Here is a 16,546-nt window from a genome sequence, read left to right as displayed (position 1 = left end):
AGTAAAATTAGACGTGAAATTCCTATAGCGCTTGTAAAAGAAATGTATTGTACTGGTAAATATATAACGTTCTTATAATCAATACTATAAATCTAATTTACAATTATTTTACAAAATATTTATTCACTTTTTTAATAGATAGTTAGATTTTATTTATACTTTTTGTAAATGTTCCGTTTTGAATATCATTTGGCGCTGCCAAATAATTTGGTTATTGAAAAATAAAAGAATCGTTGACCGATTTTGAACTGTTAACTGTATAGTTCTATATTCTCTCGGAACTGCTTGGATCCTGTTCTGAAAAAATATATTTTTTCCGAGATACCTGTAGAAGGAATAATTTTAGACAATACAACTTCTCATTATATGAAGCTTCACAAATTCAATACTAACACAAAAGATACAGACTCTGTGTTTATATAAAAATAGTAATGCCCCAGGTAAAAAAAAGTATATGAATACTAATATGATCAGAGAAATTAGGGACCATCAGCTATACTCTAAATCAACTGATAAAACAGAATGGAAACCTTAAATTCAAATATACATTTGATAATCAGTTATTTTATATAAAATACTATGCATAATAATGTCAATATTGTTCGATTCCAGATCCTGTCTACATAATATGGTCAATATGTCAATTCAAAAATTATTTCCTCATCCTTCAGAGATTGGCTTTGTTTTTGTGAAGCAAGGGTATGAAAACTATTTTTATCCTTGAAGATGAGACAGGCATCAGAGATGCATTGCAATTGCTCCTGTCATTTGAAGATTATGATGTAAGGTCTTTTTCTACCGTGGAGGCCTTTAACAACAGAGACCGCGCTTCGGTACCGGATATTTTTATTCTGGATGTTATGCTGCCTGACGGTTCAGGTACAGAAGTATGCAATCAGCTTAAAGAAGAACCCGCTACTTCTGATATTCCCGTAATTATTATCAGTGCCCATGCAAAAGCAGAACATGTGATCAATTCCTGTAAAGCAGATGAGTTCATCAGCAAACCTTTTGATATTGATGATGTTCTTGTTAAAATTGAAAATCTGACTAAATAATCCTGTTACATTTATCTTTACGTGCATGATAACAGAAGGTTAAGATCATAGCTGACCTTTAATTGTCGACTGTTTATTATAGAATATGATATGCTGATTAAGACATTACATAAATTGATCATCTATGAATATCATAATCAATTAAAGATACTTTAAACAAGAACTCCGGAGCCTTACAGCTCCGGAGTTGTCTTTATGTTCTATCGGTTCTTTTATTTTATTATTTAGTGGAACTCTCAGATCCTGCCCCTTCCAGGTATTTCCTGATACTCTCTTTCGGAAACAGATCAAGGACCTTATTTACATCGATGATCTTATGTTCATTGATAATGCTGTCGATTGATTTTGCAGCATCCGGTGCATTGACAAGACGCTCCAAAAGACCATAAGTATTGACCATTTTCTTATGTGTATTCTCTTCGTCGCCCCCAAACCAAGAACCGTTAAAATGATGGCTCACATAATTCTTCGGCAGATCCTGGGAGAAATATACCGAGGGATACAGCGTTACCTCATGTTTAAGCTTCTGAATGGTATCACTGTAGCGGTCTGCACCGTACTCTTTTTCAAGCATTTCAGAAAAAATATCGGTATTGATCCGTTCTACAAAACCTTCCTGCTTATTGTAATAGGCTACAAAATCTTTTGAAAGCTGATGCCTGGGTTCAGCCATCCAGAATGCAGAATAAGGAACCCCTTTTACCTCGAAACCGCATACGGCTTTTTCATTGAGAAATTCATCAAGAGGCAGTTTCAGTTCCATATCCGTATCCATGTAGATACCGCCATGCTCATACATGACTTTAGAGCGCACATAATCCGATACGAAAGCCCATTTTTTCTGGGCGAATGCTTCTTTTACATAATTATTATCTTCAAGAGGGGCATTGCTTTCATTCCATTCCACGAATTCAAAATCAGGATGGATTTTTTTCCAGGAAGCGATGCAGTGTTCTGCCAATTCATGTTTTGCCTGTCCGCCGAACCAACAATAGTGTATTTTTTTCGGAATCATATTTTATTTTTTTATGTTTGGTATCATATAAAGGCATCCGAGCGATGCTTTTTACTTCCTGCAAAAATTAAACCTTACCGGGTCTTAAGAGAAAACTTTCAATGTTGCACCTTCATTATGAACTATTTACAATCTTATATTATTTGTCATTATACATGATGTAACAATAAAATTACTGTCGGAATAACTGAATATCCTTTAAGCACAATTATTTTCACTATTAAATGGTACATTTATTTCTTATCATCATATCAGTGATTGATTTTTATATTGAAGTTGTTTAAAGTTTCCTGATTATAATGGAGACAAAAGCTAATAGATGTAAATCTCTCCAGTGTTTTTCCTTTGTCTCATATCTGATTAATAGTGCTTTGAAGCCGTCTATCCATGCATTCATCCGCTCAATAACGAATCTTCTTTTGTAAAGTTCTTTATCAAAAATTTCTTCTCTATCGGAAATATTTCCGTTTCTTTTATTGAAATCAATATTGGCAAACAGGTCTTTCTTCATACAAAAGTTTCTCAATTCCCACGCATCAAAACCTGCGTCAGCATTTAGAAACAGATAATCTGTTCCGATATTGGATTTTTTGATGTCTTCCAACATCATATCCAATTGTTTTTCGATTTCAAAAACATCATGATGATTCCCGGAAGTAACTTCCGAACAGCTTAATGGAAGCCCATTATTATCACAAATAAAAAGCATATTGCTTGTCTTTGCTCTTTTTCTTCCCTGATAACCAACGCTTTCACCTCCTCTTTTTGACAGGGTATGGGAGCCATCCAATTGAATACTGCTCATATCCAAAAATGTTTTGTATTTTCCTAAGAGTTTCTGCTTGATCTTTTCCCAGCTTCCATTTTTACTCCATCTTGAAAAATGTTGGTAAACACTATTCCAGCTATATGCTACTTCAAAAAACTGTTTCAAAGGAAGTTCACGCCATTGACACCCTGTCTTCAGACGGTATAGAATGGCTCTTACAACATCTTCCAACAATACTTTGGCGTTATTCTTCTTCAAGCCTAAGGATAAATACGGACAAATCTCTTTTTTATAATATCTTTGCTTAACAAACTTTTTTTGAAAGAATGATACAACTTTTTTATAAAGTTTTCATTCTTTCTTTTACTTTAAACAACTTCATTAAATACTTATGGAAGAACAGACTGACCACCGCTACCGGCCGAAAAAATATGTGCATATTACCAGCCCCGACTGGGTAAAAAACGCCACGATTTACGAACTCAACATCCGGCAGTTTTCAGAGGAAGGCTCCTTTAAGGCGATTGAACAACAGCTGCCGCGGCTTAAAAAGATGGGAATCGATATCATCTGGCTGATGCCGGTGCATCCTATCGGGGAACTTCACCGTAAAGGCACGCTGGGCAGTTATTATTCCGTGAAAGATTATTATGGCGTCAGTCCCGAATTCGGTACTGAACAGGATTTCAGGAACCTGATCAGTGCAATCCACTGTGAAGGCATGCAGGTAATCGTAGATTGGGTAGCCAACCACACCAGCTGGGACAATGAGATCTTCACCAAACATCCCGAATGGTACAGGAAGTCAAGGAAAAACACCTTCCAGTCTACGCGCTGGAGGGATTATGATGATATTATTGAACTGGATTACAGCCATCCGGAGCTGCGCGAATACATGACCGAAGCCCTGAAATTCTGGGTCAGGGAGTATGACATTGACGGGTACCGCTGCGACATCGCAAGCTTTGTCCCAATTGACTTCTGGGAAAATGTAAGAACCGAACTGGAACTCATCAAGCCTGTTTTTATGCTGGCCGAAGCTGAAGACCGTGAGCTTCACCGCAAAGCCTTTGACGCTACCTACAACTGGACCCTCTGGAATATCCTTCACCAGATTGCCCTGAATGAAAGAAGCGTGAAGACCCTGACGGAAGCTTATATTGCAGAACATGTTTCTATTTTCCCGAAGGAAGCCATCCGGCTGAACTTCATCGACAATCACGATAAAAATTCATGGGAAGGAAACCCGTACAGCAATTTTGGCGATGCTCTCAATGCAGCAACGGTTTTTACGGTGATGATGGACGGAATGCCGCTTGTCTACAACGGACAGGAAGCGGGACAGGACCGTTCACTGGAGTTTTTTGAGAAAGACCCGATCGAGTGGAAACTCCATGAAAATGAAGCACTCTATACTACCCTTTTTATGTTGAAACACAAGAATCAGGCACTCTGGAACAGTGGCCACGGCGGGGAAATGGTAAGAATAATGAATGACCGGATGGACCAAGTGATTTCCTTCGTTCGGGAAAAAAACGGCGATAAGGTAATGACCTTCATCAATTTCAGCAAAGAATCTCTGATTGTACAGTTTGATACTTCTTTTGATATGGGCAGGTACACGAACCTTTTTACCGGAGAACAGCAGGGTGTTTCTGATACCCTGATATTAAATATGAACCCATGGGAATATGTCGTGCTTTACCATCCTGAATAATACCGGCTTTCAAGGTTCATAAAAAGCTGCTTTAAAAAATTATTACATCTTTTACAGTACATTTATACATTGTACTAACGGAAGTATTAAATTAAAGCCGATATATAATTGAAAGAAACCGGAATACGATAAGTAATCCGGTTTTTAATTTTGGTATGGATACGATTTCAGTAGGCCTCTTTTAAGAGGCTTACTGTTTTTCCAGTCCTGTATTTCATCATTTCAGAAAATGCTGCCGCTAATTCGTGTTATTTCAACGATCCATTTTGCCCGTTCACCGAAAACCGTCTCCGTTTAGCAGGATTATTACTGACCTTTACATCAGAAAACAGAGCAATAATGCTCAGAAACTTAAATCCTGTTATTATGAAAACAAACATCGGACTTACAGAACAGAACACAGATGCTGTAGCAGCACAATTGGCAAAACTTTTAGCTGACGAATTTGTACTCTACACCAAAACAAGAAATGCACACTGGAATGTGACCGGAGAGAATTTCCATGCCAACCACATCTTTTTTGAAGAACAGTACAGGCAAATAGACGAATTGATCGACAGCGTTGCAGAACGTATGCGTAAAATCGGGCATTATGCACCTGCTACCATGAAAATTTATCTTGAGCTGACGCACCTTACAGAGTACAGCGACAGAACAAACGACGGCCTTGGCTTTATGAAAGATCTTTTAAAAGACCACGAAAGCATCATTGATTTTCTGAGAGGAAACATCACACCATTTGCTGAAGAATACAAAGATTACGGCAGCAGCGATTTCATTACCGGACTGATGGAAACGCACGAAGAAATGGCCTGGATGATCCGTTCATATTTCAGATAATTAAGATTCCGGAGCATCAAAAATAAAAAAGGAATAATTATATTTGTGTCAATCATAAATTACTATTCCTATGAAAGCTTTAATCGTTGACGATAATGACATTGCAAGAACCACTCTGGCCCATCTCGCAAAACAGATTCCGGACCTTACCATTGTTAATGAATATTCCAATGCGATTGAAGCTTACCATCATTTACAGAACAATCACATCGACCTGATATTTCTGGACATCGAAATGCCGGAAATGACCGGAATCGAACTTACAAAGAATCTTTCCGGGAAGGATATCATCATCATTTTCACCTCTTCCAACAAAGAATATGCACTCGAAGCTTTCGAACTGAATATTGCAGATTATATCCTGAAACCGGTAATACCTGCAAGATTTTTACAGGCCGTAAGCAAAGCACAGTCAATCCTTGAAAGCAGGAAAGAAAATGTAGAAATGACCAATGATGAATTTCTGTTCGTAAGGGATTCCAATATCACAAGGCGTTTGAAGCTGGACGATATCTTTTATGCAGAGGCCATGGGCGATTATGTAAAATTCTACACCAAAGAGAAGATGTTTGCGATTCACGGCAAGATGAAAACTGCTGAAGAACGTCTCCCGAAGGATAATTTTATCAGAGTTCATCGCTCATACATCGTTTCTGTCGGCAAGATTGACACCTTACAGGACGGCGGGATTATGATTGATGGAAAATTTATCCCCGTTGCAGATGCCTACCGGAAAGCACTCAACACAAGAATGAATGTTTTTTAAAGCATTTTTATTGGGGCAGCTTTATCCGCCTTCCGCTCCCAATCTTTTTTGTAGATGTTTTCGTTTTAAGCAGAATCCGAAGACCACGCAAAAAAGGATTTCCGCTCAAGTCGGGCTGCTGTAATTCAGCGTTCAGGGGCGATCTCAAAAATTCCAATCCTTTTGGAGGAGTGGCGGAAATTCAGAGAATATTTGACGGGGCGGTTAATAACAGTTTGACATCAAGTATAAAACTTATGATACATAAATCTTCTGTAATGAACAACAAGCGTTTCAGTTATTTTATAATACTGACCTTCATTGCAGGCTCTCTCCTGTTGATCGCTGTACAAATCAATTCAGCTAAAAATACGAAAGAACTCATCAAAAACAATAACAGGCTTTTGAATGAGCTGCGTTCAAACAACCATTTGAGAGAAATCGACCGTGATATTTTAGGTGTTGAAAGCCGGATCAGGGCATCCATCGCCACCAATGACACCACCCATCTGGAAGGGATTGACCAGAAAATAAATCAGATCGAAAATTTCCTCGATTCACTTTCCAAAGACAATACAGATTCCGTAGAAGAAAAGCTCATCCACCGGCTCAGCATTCTTGCCATGGAAAAGAAAACAACCAAAGAAAAATTACTGCGCCGCTACTTTTCTTTAGGGAATATGGACGATCAGACTTCCATTGCCAATCCTCGGGCCAGAAAAATTTCGAATGAAATCACTTCCATTACTGCCAAAATCTATGAAAGCCGCCGGCTGCATATGGTTGAGCTTAGCAAACGAAGCGAAGAAATGGGGCAGAAAGCAAGAATGTACGACCTTTCTTTACTCATTTTATTGATATTAAGCGGCGCTGTTGTCGGATATCACATCCTGCGTCAGTTCAAACGTCAGCGATTACTAATACAGGAACTGGATGTTGCCGAAAAAAAAGCATCGGTTGCCGCACAAACCAAAGAAAACTTCCTGGCCAATATGAGCCACGAAATCAGGACACCGCTCAGCGGAATTTTGGGCTTTACCAATCTTTTGCAGAAAAGACCTCTGGACGCCACTTCTGCCGAATTTGTATCTTCAATCCAGCGGTCGGGAGAAAACCTGATGGCGATTATTAATGATATTCTGGATCTGTCTAAAATCGAAGCAGGAATGATGCGCATCACGCCCGGAATATTCAGTATTAATGGGTTGGTAAATTCGGTAGAAACATTTTTCGTAGAGCGTGCAAAGGAAAAAGGACTGACAATTTCCAGCAAGATAGAAGCATCCATTCCGGATACACTCAAAGGTGATGCAACGAGATTAACCCAGATATTGGTCAACCTTATCGGGAATGCCATAAAATTTACAAATCACGGAAGCATCAATATTGAAATTTATAATAAACGGCAAACTGAAAATGAAGTCATTGTCGGTTTCAAAATTTCAGATACAGGGATTGGAATTGATAAAGAAAAACTGAGTGCGGTTTTTGAAAGATTCAACCAGGGTGAAGATTCCATCACCCGAAATTACGGAGGAACAGGATTAGGTTTATCCATCGTGAAAAGCCTGATTTTATTGCAGAACGGCAATATCGAAGTCAGCAGCGAACAGGGAAAAGGGACAACGTTTCACTTTTATATTCCTTACGGCATTGCAGAAGAGCAGCTCAGTACAGTTCCTGCGGTAGATACCGATTATTTTAAAGATAAATCAAATACGCCTTTACGCGTTTTGGTCGTAGATGACAATGGAATCAACCAAAGCCTGATGAAACATTTACTCTTACAGTGGAATATCAATTTTGAAACGGCCTCCAATGGTTTGGAAGCCGTAGAATATCTCAGAGCTAACGATTGCGACCTGGTTTTGATGGATATCCAGATGCCACAAATGGACGGTTATGCTGCAACTCAACAGATTCGGGAAGAACTGAAATTAAATGTTCCGATCATTGCCATGACCGCACACGCTTTGGCAGGAGAAAGAGAGAAATGCCTGAGCCGCGGAATGAACGAGTACATCTCAAAACCGATCAAAGAAGAAGAATTGTTTAAACTGATTTCAGATTTCGGATTGAAGGAAGGAAATCATAAAGAGACAAAAACAGAAGAACAACCGCCTGTTTATCAATACATCGACCTTACTTATATGCAGTCGGTAAGCAGCGGCGACAAAAGTTTCGAAACAATTGTCACCCAACAGTTTATCGGTAATGTCCCCAATCACCTGAAACAATTAATAACAGCATATCAAAATAAAGACTTTACAACCGTAAAATTACGCGCACACGATCTCAAATCCAGTGTGGCGATCATGGGACTGCTCCCCCTATTACAGGAAAAACTGGATGGGCTTGAGATGGCCGCTGAAGATCAGCCGGCGCTGGAGCAGACCCTCACTGAAGTACAAAACATCATTGATAGGGCTGTTGAAGAAGCAAAGATATTTTCACAATCACTCTCACATTAAAAATTATTATCATGAATTTATTCTCACCTATAACCCTTCGCGAACTTACTCTGAAAAACAGAATAGTGGTATCCCCGATGCAACAATACAGCGCAAAAAACGGCATTCCCGGCAACTGGCACCTGGTACACCTCGGAAGCCGTGCCGTGGGCGGCGCAGGCCTGATCCTTACGGAATGCACAGCGGTTTCCCCGGAAGGCCTGGCAACCCTGAGTGATGTAGGGATCTGGAATGACGAACAGAAAAATGCATGGAAAAACATCGTGGGTTTTGTTCATGAACAGGATGCCAGAATAGGCATCCAGCTCTGGCATTCCGGAGGCAAAGGAAGCCTGAAACATCCCAATGAACGGATGAAACCGCTTACCGCCGAAGAAGGTGGCTGGGTGGTAAAATCATCATCTGCCACTGAAATGAACGGTGTGGTTCCTCAGGAATTAACGGTTAATGAAATCCGGGAGCTGAAGATTAAATTTGTAGAAGCTGCCCTCCGCGCGGTTGAAGCCGGTTTTGATATAATAGAGCTGCACGCCGGCCACGGGTACCTGTTTCATCAGTTTTATTCTGCCGTCATCAACAAAAGACAGGATGAGTACGGCGGCAGTCTGGAGAACAGAATCAGGTTTCTGGTGGAAACCGTTGGCGAAGTAAGAAAAGTAATTCCGGACGGGATGCCCTTATTCGTCAGGATTTCCGCTGTTGACTACCTGGAGACCCCGGATGCCTGGACCCTGGATGACAGCCTTATACTTTCAAAAGTCCTGAAAGAAAACGGCGTAGACCTAATAACGGCTTCCGGCGGCGGGTTTGCCAATGTGAGCAAAGACCGCGTTTTCCCGAACTACCAGGTTCCGTTTGCCGCTGTTATAAAACAACAGACCGTTATGGCAACAGGAGCCGTAGGAATGATTACCGAAGCCGTACAGGCCAATGATATTATTGTGAATGACCAGGCAGATCTGGTATTTATTGCCAGAGAACACCTGCGTGACCCTTATTTCGCCCTTCATTCCGCACAAGAACTGGGAACGGATGTCGAAATCCCTTGGCAGTATAAGAGAGCTTTTTAATCAACAAAGACATTAGTAATGGAAAAACAAGGCGCATCCGTTGTGATAACCCACCATATTTTGGACGGAAAACGACAGGAATACGAAAGATGGCTGGACGATATTGTTCCCGTTACGAAACATTCGGAAGGCTTTATCGATCTGCAGATTGTAAGGCCGATTCCTGATCTGACTTTTGTATATACCGTTATTATCCGGTTTGATACCATCAGCCATCTTAAACACTGGATGGAATCCGACAGCCGGAAAAATCTGATTGAAAAAGCAGCTCCGTTATTCCGGAAAAACGATCATTACAAAATAAAATCCGGCCTCGATTTTCTTTTTGAATCTGAGAATGAAACCAAAATTCCCGTTCGCTGGAAGCAATTCCTGGTGACTTGGTCTGCCATTTATCCGCTGTCGCTTCTGATTCCGTTATTTGTACTGCCTATTTTAAGGTTTTTACAAATACCTGTCAATCATTATTCTGATGGGCTGATCGTTTCGGGATGTATTGTTTTCCTGATGGTATTTGCAGTGATGCCCAATTATACTAAGCTGATCAGAAAATGGCTGTATAAATAGAGATTATGACGAATTTATAAATTACAGTCCGCTTCAATTTGATATTGGGGTGGATTTTTTTGTTAAAATTATTTTCTGAAAGCTGGACCCACTGAAGATCAGCATCCTCATTTTTTCCGAATTCAACGAGCCATTTTGCCTATTTATCGAATGGCAGCTGATTTTAAATTGATCTGATTATAGCTTTACCTTCAAATTAATACAAACAATCAAAATTCTAAACATTATGGAAATTATTCAGACACCGGAAAACGCATTGTCCCACTCTACCGCAACAGCGATCATCAATGCACCTATCGAAAAAGTAAACATTGCAGAGTGGTTATTGAACCTTCCCGATGCGGAATATCAAAGATGTTCTACGCAGCACATCGGAGCGGCCATCTCTTCAACGTATGATGGACAGCCTGTTTCATTAAATGTCGAAACCATTGGTGATGCACTGATGGTTCAACATTATGTAGCGGTTATTCACCGTCCGGATTATTGCCGCATGCTTTCAGTCTCAGATTCTATTACCCAGGGCGGCAGAACGAAAGTCCAGGTTTTATGGGAACTGAAAGCGACAAAAATTGACGACAATACAACCTTGTATACCAACGAAATTCACGCAACCGCCACGCCCGAAATGTTCGAATATCTTAAAAGACATAACCTGAACCTTGCTGATGCTGCCGCTTCCAGACAGGCTGCCTCCGATGCCCACAACCATGAAGAAACGCCTAATTTTGCAAAAAGCATTGAGAACAAAGCACTGACGGGAAAATACAATCAGCCTTTCTAAGCAAAACAGACCATGAGCGTAAAACTCATAAGAACCGGGCTTTAGCCGAATTAATCGGAGTTTCTGTAAACGGCGGAAAAATTACCCTCGCGTGGTCAAAAATCCAAAGATTCTCATCCTTTATAATCGTGATGGGTAAATGTCGGCATAAATTATGAATGCTAACCGTGACCTGTTTTATCAGGAATATGGAACGGAGGTCCATCCGGAGAATATACATGGGAAAATGCAAACTACCCTGCTTATCCGGGACTATTTAAAACGGACGATAAAAATCAGATTGTTGTCATACCATGTATAGCTCTTGGTCAAACGGGCGGACTATATACTGCACCGGATTGTGTTTTTTAAAACCGATTCCTGCACTAAAAATCTGTTGAAAGCAATCCAAAACCATTGATTTATTAACTCGCCTGGAAAAGAGTTCTAATTTAATCTAAAATAAAAAAATGGAAGCAATAATTATAACAAAACATGGCGCTCCTGAAGTATTGAAATTACAGGAATGCCCGACTCCCGAAATATCCGGGGACCAGGTATTGATTGAAGTTAAAGCCGCCGGGATCAACCGTCCCGATGTTTTTCAGCGTGAAGGTAATTATCCTGCGCCGGAAGGCGTCCCGGCAGATATCCCGGGGCTGGAAGTTTCCGGAATCGTTGTACAATGCGGACCGGATGTCGTTGATTTTAAAACAGGCGATAAAGTATGTGCCCTTTTGGCTGGCGGTGGCTATGCAGAATTTGTGAGCGTACGTGAAGGACAGTGTTTACCGATTCCTGCAGGCCTTAGTTTTATTGAAGCGGCAGGCTTGCCGGAAACTGTATTCACGGTCTGGTCAAACGTCTTTCAGAGAGGAAGACTTCAACCTGGTGAAACCCTTCTGATTCATGGCGGAAACAGCGGAATCGGCATCACGGGAATTCAGATTGCCCGCGCTTTGGGTTCAAAAGTAATGGTTACCGTAGGTTCGGACGAAAAAGGCCGGAAATGCATGGAACTTGGTGCAGAGGCATACATCAATTACAAAACTCAGAATTTTGAAACCGAATTACAAAATAAAGGTATTGACGTTATTCTGGATATGATAGGCGGTGATTACCTAAGCAAAAACATAAATATCCTGAATCCGGAAGGCCGTCTGGTCCATATCAATGCCGTAGGGGGCAGCCATGTTGATCTTGACATCCGGAAAGTGATGCTGAAACGCCTTACGATTACAGGAAGCACCCTGAGAAGCAGAGAATATAATTTCAAAAAACAACTGGCGCAGGAAATCAGGAAGAAGGTATGGCCTCTGATAGAATCTAAAAAATTCACACCTGTTATCTTTAAAACGTTTCCTTTTTCAGAAGCTGCAGAAGCGCATCGGCTGCTTGAAGACGGTACTCATACAGGCAAGATTATTCTTGTTAGGTAAGACAAACTTTAATTAAAAACTATGAAAAGAATAGAATAAAGATTTCTGATAATTTAACACCTGCAATTTAAGCCTTCCCAAATCAGACCGGGAAGGTTTTTTGTTTTTAAAATTATTTTAATAAAAACAATGATTAAGATTCTTTTAAAATAAAAAATGAATTCAGAGATCTTATCTTTCATCTATTTTATTTACGTCAAAGGCATCAACTATTTGTTTTAATTTCTCAACGACTCATTTTGCCCGTTCACCGAAAACCGCTTCCAAAACGGATGATTCCTCAGTAGCTTTACAGTAGAAATAAAGACAAACTCTAATAATCAAACTAAAAAACTACTGTAATGAATACCGAAAATTTAAGCTTCAGATACGAATTAGAAAAAAAAGCCCCCCGAACCAATGACGGCGGAACCACAAGAGGCGCATCAGTAACCGATTTCCCTGCTTCTATCGGCATTGCTGGAGTTTCCATGAGACTGCAGCCGGGAAGCATGAGAGAACTGCACTGGCACGCCAACGCTGCAGAATGGGCTTACGTAATCTCAGGAAATGTGCGGACAACCATTATTCATCCGGACGGACACAGCTATACTGATAATTTTGAACCGGGTGATGTATGGTACTTCCCGAAAGGTTATGGGCACTCGATCCAGGCAACCGGAACGGAAGAATGTCATTTCATTTTAATTTTCGATAACGGTAATTTTTCCGAAGACCACACCTTCAGCGTAACCGATTTTGTTTCGTCTGTACCGCCTGAAATCGTTGCACAGAATTTAGGTTTAACGCTTGAAGAAGTTGCTGCCTTACCACAAAAAGAAGCGTATTTCGCAGCCGGAATTGTTCCGGATGAAATGTCGTTCGTTGCAGAGGCCCGTCCGAATGAATCTGATATAGAATTAACCAGTTTTCACCGTTATCCTTTGCATTCTCAACAGCCGAGAATTGTTCCGGGCGGAGGGTTGCAGAGATTGGTTACCAGCAAGGAATTCCCGATCAGCAGTACCATGTCCGGTTCTGTTTTGGAACTGCAGCCGGGCGCTCTGAGGGAAATGCACTGGCACCCGAATGCTGACGAATGGCAGTATTTTATTTCAGGGCAGGCGGAAATGTCAGTCTTCCTGGCAGAATCTACTTGCATCACGGAACAGTTTAGTGCCGGAGATGTGGGATATGTACCGATGGGAGCCGGACATTACATCAAAAATACGGGAGACACCGTATGCAAAATATTAATCGGCTTCAACAGCGGCGTTTATGAATCAATCGATCTGAGTGAATGGCTTGCCGGAAATCCGAAAGATGTGGTGGTCACCAATTTTAAACTGGCCGCAGGTGAAATAGAAAAATTCCCTTCCAAGAAAGTGTTTATCCAGCCTGAAAAATAAGAATTTCTTTCAGCAATAAAATTTTACAGGATGAAAAACATAATATAAAAAAGTAGAGATTCTTCATCCGTGAATGTAAAACAAAAAACCTAACCTCTCAAAATGGAACAGCCTAAAGTTTCTTCAGCAGTCATCTCAGTCTTGCCTGACCCAATCAGGAAACAGGAAAGACTGGCGGTATTCTTAGCCCTGGTTGCAGGATACATCGATGCGGCAGGTCTCATCAAATGGAAAACCTATGTTTCTTTTATGAGTGGAAACACAACACAGTTGGGTGCCGCACTTTCTGCTGATAAATCAGGAGTAGTCATAACATCAGTTACAGTGATCGGTTTTTTTCTGCTGGGAATTTATACAGGGATCTGCCTGTCGGTGTGGAAGAGAATGAAGAACCAGGAATTAACATTTTACATCGTTTCGGGAATTCTTATTTTTTATACGATAATTTCTTATTTTTATACTATCAATTCCATTTCCTCTATTGCGATGATCGGCTTTTCGATGGGATTAATGAATACGATTGTGACTTCCGTAGGCAACCAAAAAATAAATACGGATTTCGTAACGGGAACCTTGAACAGCCTGGCAAGAAACACCGCAATGCTGAGTATGACGAAAAATAAAGCGGAAAAAGAAGAATATAAATCAAATGCCATTCATCTTTTACTCTTGTGGATCGGCTTTTTATCCGGTGCGTTTACCGCTCCTTCCCTACTCGGTTATCTGGGAAAATGGACTTTTATTCTTCCTGCTGTTTTATTACTGATGTGCGGTTTACTGATTTCAAAAATTAACTATAAAAACTCATATTATGTTACAGAAAAATGATGTTGCCCCTGATTTTACTTTATTTGCAACGCCCGACCAGAAAATTAAACTCTCAGAATTCAAAGGAAAAAATGTCATCCTTGCTTTCTACCCTGTCGACTGGAGTCCGGTATGCAGCGACCAGATGGCTTTATACAATGAAACATTGAAGTTTTTCAAACAATATGATGCAGAGCTCTTCGGAATTTCTGTGGACAGCAAATGGTGCCACCTGGCATTTTCACAATCCAGAAACCTACATTTCCCTTTATTGGCAGATTTTGAAGCCAAAGGAGAAATTGCCAGAAAATACGGAGTCTATGATGAGGAAGAAGGAGAATGCAAACGGGCCCTGTTCGTCATCAATAAGGATGGCATCATCGAATGGAGTTATCTGTCGCCCACGGCCATCAATCCCGGAGCAGACGGAATTTTAGAAGCTTTAGAAACCCTTAAAACAAAATAATTATGTCATTAAAACCAAACGTCAGCAAAACTGACCACGCACAGGGCAACTTAGATGCCGATTTAGTTATCGTAGAATATGGAGACTATCAATGTCCGTATTGCGGAGCTGCTTATCCTGTTCTGAAAGAACTGATGAAAGAATTCGGAAGTCAGATTAAATTTGTTTTCAGAAACTTCCCATTGTCAGAGATGCATCAATATGCAAGGCCGGCAGCACTTGCAGCAGAAGCCGCCAATCTGCAGGGGAAATTCTGGGAAATGCACGATGCCATCTATGAAAATCAGCAGGATCTGAATGAAAGTTTCCTTGTAAAGTTAGCAGAACAACTAAAACTGAATATTCCTCAATTCGAAAAAGACAGGGGAAGCACCGAACTGGCAAATAAAGTTGATGCACATTTTGAAAGCGGAATCGTGAGCGGAGTGAACGGAACGCCTTCTTTCTTTGTTAACGGAAATAAATTCAACGGAGGCGCAGAGGATTTAGTGCAGCTTTTGAACGAAAATGCTGAGTAATTTCACCAGCTTAGTTAAATACATGTAAAGCGTGAATGATTTTAACTTAGGACAAGATACGCTGAACCTTCAACAATACATCTACCAAGAATAAAGACAATAAAATAATTTAAATAAATAACAACATTAAAAAATCTACAACAATGAGTACACTGCAATTAAAAGACGGAACCGAAATTTTTTACAAAGATCAGGGAAAAGGACCGATATTGATGTTCCACCACGGATGGCCGTTGTCATCAGACGACTGGGATGCCCAGGTCATTTTCTTCTTACAAAAAGGGTACCGAGTAATCACGCATGATAGAAGAGGTCACGGAAGATCAAGCCAGGATATCTACGGCCATACCATTGAACAATACGCTTCTGACGCTGCGGAACTGGTAGAATTCCTGGACCTGAAAGACGTAGTTCACATCGGGCACTCAACAGGAGGTGGCGAAGTGATCCGTTATGTAAATAAGTATGCCAACGGAAGAGCTAAAAAAGCCGTATTGATCAGCGCCGTTCCACCCGTTATGGTGGCAAGCGAAAGCAATCCGGATGGGGTACCGATGGAAGTTTTTGACAACATCAGAGACCAGACGCTGAACAACAGGCAGCAGTTTTATATCGATTTGACTTTCCCTTTCTATGGCTACAACAGAGAGGGTGCCAATGTGAAAGAAGGGATACAGAGAAACTGGTGGAGACAGGGAATGATGGGCGGAATCGTTGCGCATTACGAAGGCATCAAAGCGTTTTCTGAAACTGATTTCAGAGAAGACCTGAAAGCAGTTGATATTCCTGTTCTGGTTCTTCACGGGGAAGATGACCAGATCGTGCCTTACCAGAATGCCGCATTAAAATCAATTAAACTACTGAAAAACGGGACGATAAAAACCTATCAGGGTTTCCCACACGGAATGCCGAC

Annotated in this window: 16 protein-coding genes; 14 read left to right on the top strand and 2 right to left on the bottom strand. The window is 40.6% G+C overall.

Features of this window, described 5'->3' with window-relative positions:
* The first annotated feature begins 701 nt into the window (after window positions 1-701).
* On the top strand, window positions 702-1,058 hold the full coding sequence (locus H561_RS0106745; protein WP_027386313.1) for a response regulator transcription factor: 357 nt from the start codon (window positions 702-704) through the stop codon (window positions 1,056-1,058).
* A gap of 220 nt (window positions 1,059-1,278) precedes the next feature.
* Here H561_RS0106745 and H561_RS0106740 read toward each other — a convergent pair whose 3' ends face one another.
* On the bottom strand, window positions 1,279-2,073 hold the full coding sequence (locus tag H561_RS0106740) for a glycosyltransferase family 32 protein (RefSeq protein WP_027386312.1): 795 nt from the start codon (window positions 2,071-2,073) through the stop codon (window positions 1,279-1,281).
* A gap of 280 nt (window positions 2,074-2,353) precedes the next feature.
* Entirely contained in the window at window positions 2,354-3,100 is a 747-nt protein-coding gene (locus H561_RS22160; RefSeq protein WP_228372236.1) for an IS5 family transposase, read from the bottom strand.
* A gap of 133 nt (window positions 3,101-3,233) precedes the next feature.
* Here H561_RS22160 and H561_RS0106730 point away from each other — a divergent pair, with 133 nt between their 5' ends.
* The 13 genes from H561_RS0106730 to H561_RS0106660 all read left to right on the top strand — a co-directional run.
* The gene (locus tag H561_RS0106730; RefSeq protein WP_027386311.1) at window positions 3,234-4,559 is read left to right on the top strand and encodes an alpha-amylase family glycosyl hydrolase; all 1,326 of its coding nucleotides are present in this window, start codon (window positions 3,234-3,236) and stop codon (window positions 4,557-4,559) included.
* Between the two features lie 366 nt (window positions 4,560-4,925).
* Window positions 4,926-5,399 carry a Dps family protein gene (locus H561_RS0106725; protein WP_027386310.1) on the top strand — a complete coding sequence of 158 codons (474 nt, stop codon included), beginning with the start codon at window positions 4,926-4,928 and terminating at the stop codon, window positions 5,397-5,399.
* A gap of 70 nt (window positions 5,400-5,469) precedes the next feature.
* Window positions 5,470-6,165, top strand: coding sequence for a LytR/AlgR family response regulator transcription factor (locus tag H561_RS0106720; protein ID WP_027386309.1), 696 nt, complete (start codon window positions 5,470-5,472; stop codon window positions 6,163-6,165).
* A 257-nt stretch (window positions 6,166-6,422) separates the two neighbouring features.
* Entirely contained in the window at window positions 6,423-8,615 is a 2,193-nt protein-coding gene (locus H561_RS0106715) for a hybrid sensor histidine kinase/response regulator (RefSeq protein ID WP_228372235.1), read from the top strand.
* Window positions 8,616-8,626: 11 nt separating this feature from the next.
* Window positions 8,627-9,685 (top strand): NADH:flavin oxidoreductase/NADH oxidase, encoded by a 1,059-nt coding sequence (locus H561_RS0106710; RefSeq protein ID WP_027386307.1) that lies wholly within the window; start codon window positions 8,627-8,629, stop codon window positions 9,683-9,685.
* A gap of 18 nt (window positions 9,686-9,703) precedes the next feature.
* Window positions 9,704-10,252 (top strand): antibiotic biosynthesis monooxygenase, encoded by a 549-nt coding sequence (locus H561_RS0106705; RefSeq protein ID WP_027386306.1) that lies wholly within the window; start codon window positions 9,704-9,706, stop codon window positions 10,250-10,252.
* A 226-nt stretch (window positions 10,253-10,478) separates the two neighbouring features.
* Entirely contained in the window at window positions 10,479-11,036 is a 558-nt protein-coding gene (locus tag H561_RS0106700) for a hypothetical protein (protein ID WP_027386305.1), read from the top strand.
* 449 nt (window positions 11,037-11,485) lie between these two features.
* Window positions 11,486-12,454: an NAD(P)H-quinone oxidoreductase gene (locus H561_RS0106690; protein WP_027386304.1), complete on the top strand. Its 969-nt coding sequence runs from the start codon at window positions 11,486-11,488 to the stop codon at window positions 12,452-12,454.
* 341 nt (window positions 12,455-12,795) lie between these two features.
* The gene (locus H561_RS0106680) at window positions 12,796-13,842 is read left to right on the top strand and encodes a cupin domain-containing protein (protein ID WP_027386303.1); all 1,047 of its coding nucleotides are present in this window, start codon (window positions 12,796-12,798) and stop codon (window positions 13,840-13,842) included.
* Window positions 13,843-13,944: 102 nt separating this feature from the next.
* Window positions 13,945-14,670 carry a YoaK family protein gene (locus H561_RS23255; protein WP_027386302.1) on the top strand — a complete coding sequence of 242 codons (726 nt, stop codon included), beginning with the start codon at window positions 13,945-13,947 and terminating at the stop codon, window positions 14,668-14,670.
* Window positions 14,654-15,115 (top strand): redoxin domain-containing protein, encoded by a 462-nt coding sequence (locus tag H561_RS0106670; RefSeq protein ID WP_027386301.1) that lies wholly within the window; start codon window positions 14,654-14,656, stop codon window positions 15,113-15,115. Before H561_RS23255 ends, H561_RS0106670 begins: the two co-directional genes overlap by 17 nt.
* Window positions 15,116-15,117: 2 nt before the next feature.
* The gene (locus H561_RS0106665) at window positions 15,118-15,633 is read left to right on the top strand and encodes a DsbA family protein (protein WP_034761594.1); all 516 of its coding nucleotides are present in this window, start codon (window positions 15,118-15,120) and stop codon (window positions 15,631-15,633) included.
* Between the two features lie 143 nt (window positions 15,634-15,776).
* Window positions 15,777-16,546: alpha/beta fold hydrolase (locus H561_RS0106660; RefSeq protein ID WP_027386299.1), on the top strand; the 770-nt coding region annotated here is incomplete at its 3' end.

Source organism: Chryseobacterium gregarium DSM 19109 (assembly GCF_000430845.1).
Taxonomy (GTDB): Bacteria; Bacteroidota; Bacteroidia; order Flavobacteriales; family Weeksellaceae; genus Chryseobacterium; species Chryseobacterium gregarium.
The sequence above is the reverse complement of the archived record's forward strand: the minus strand, read 5'-3'. Positions and strand labels throughout refer to the sequence as shown.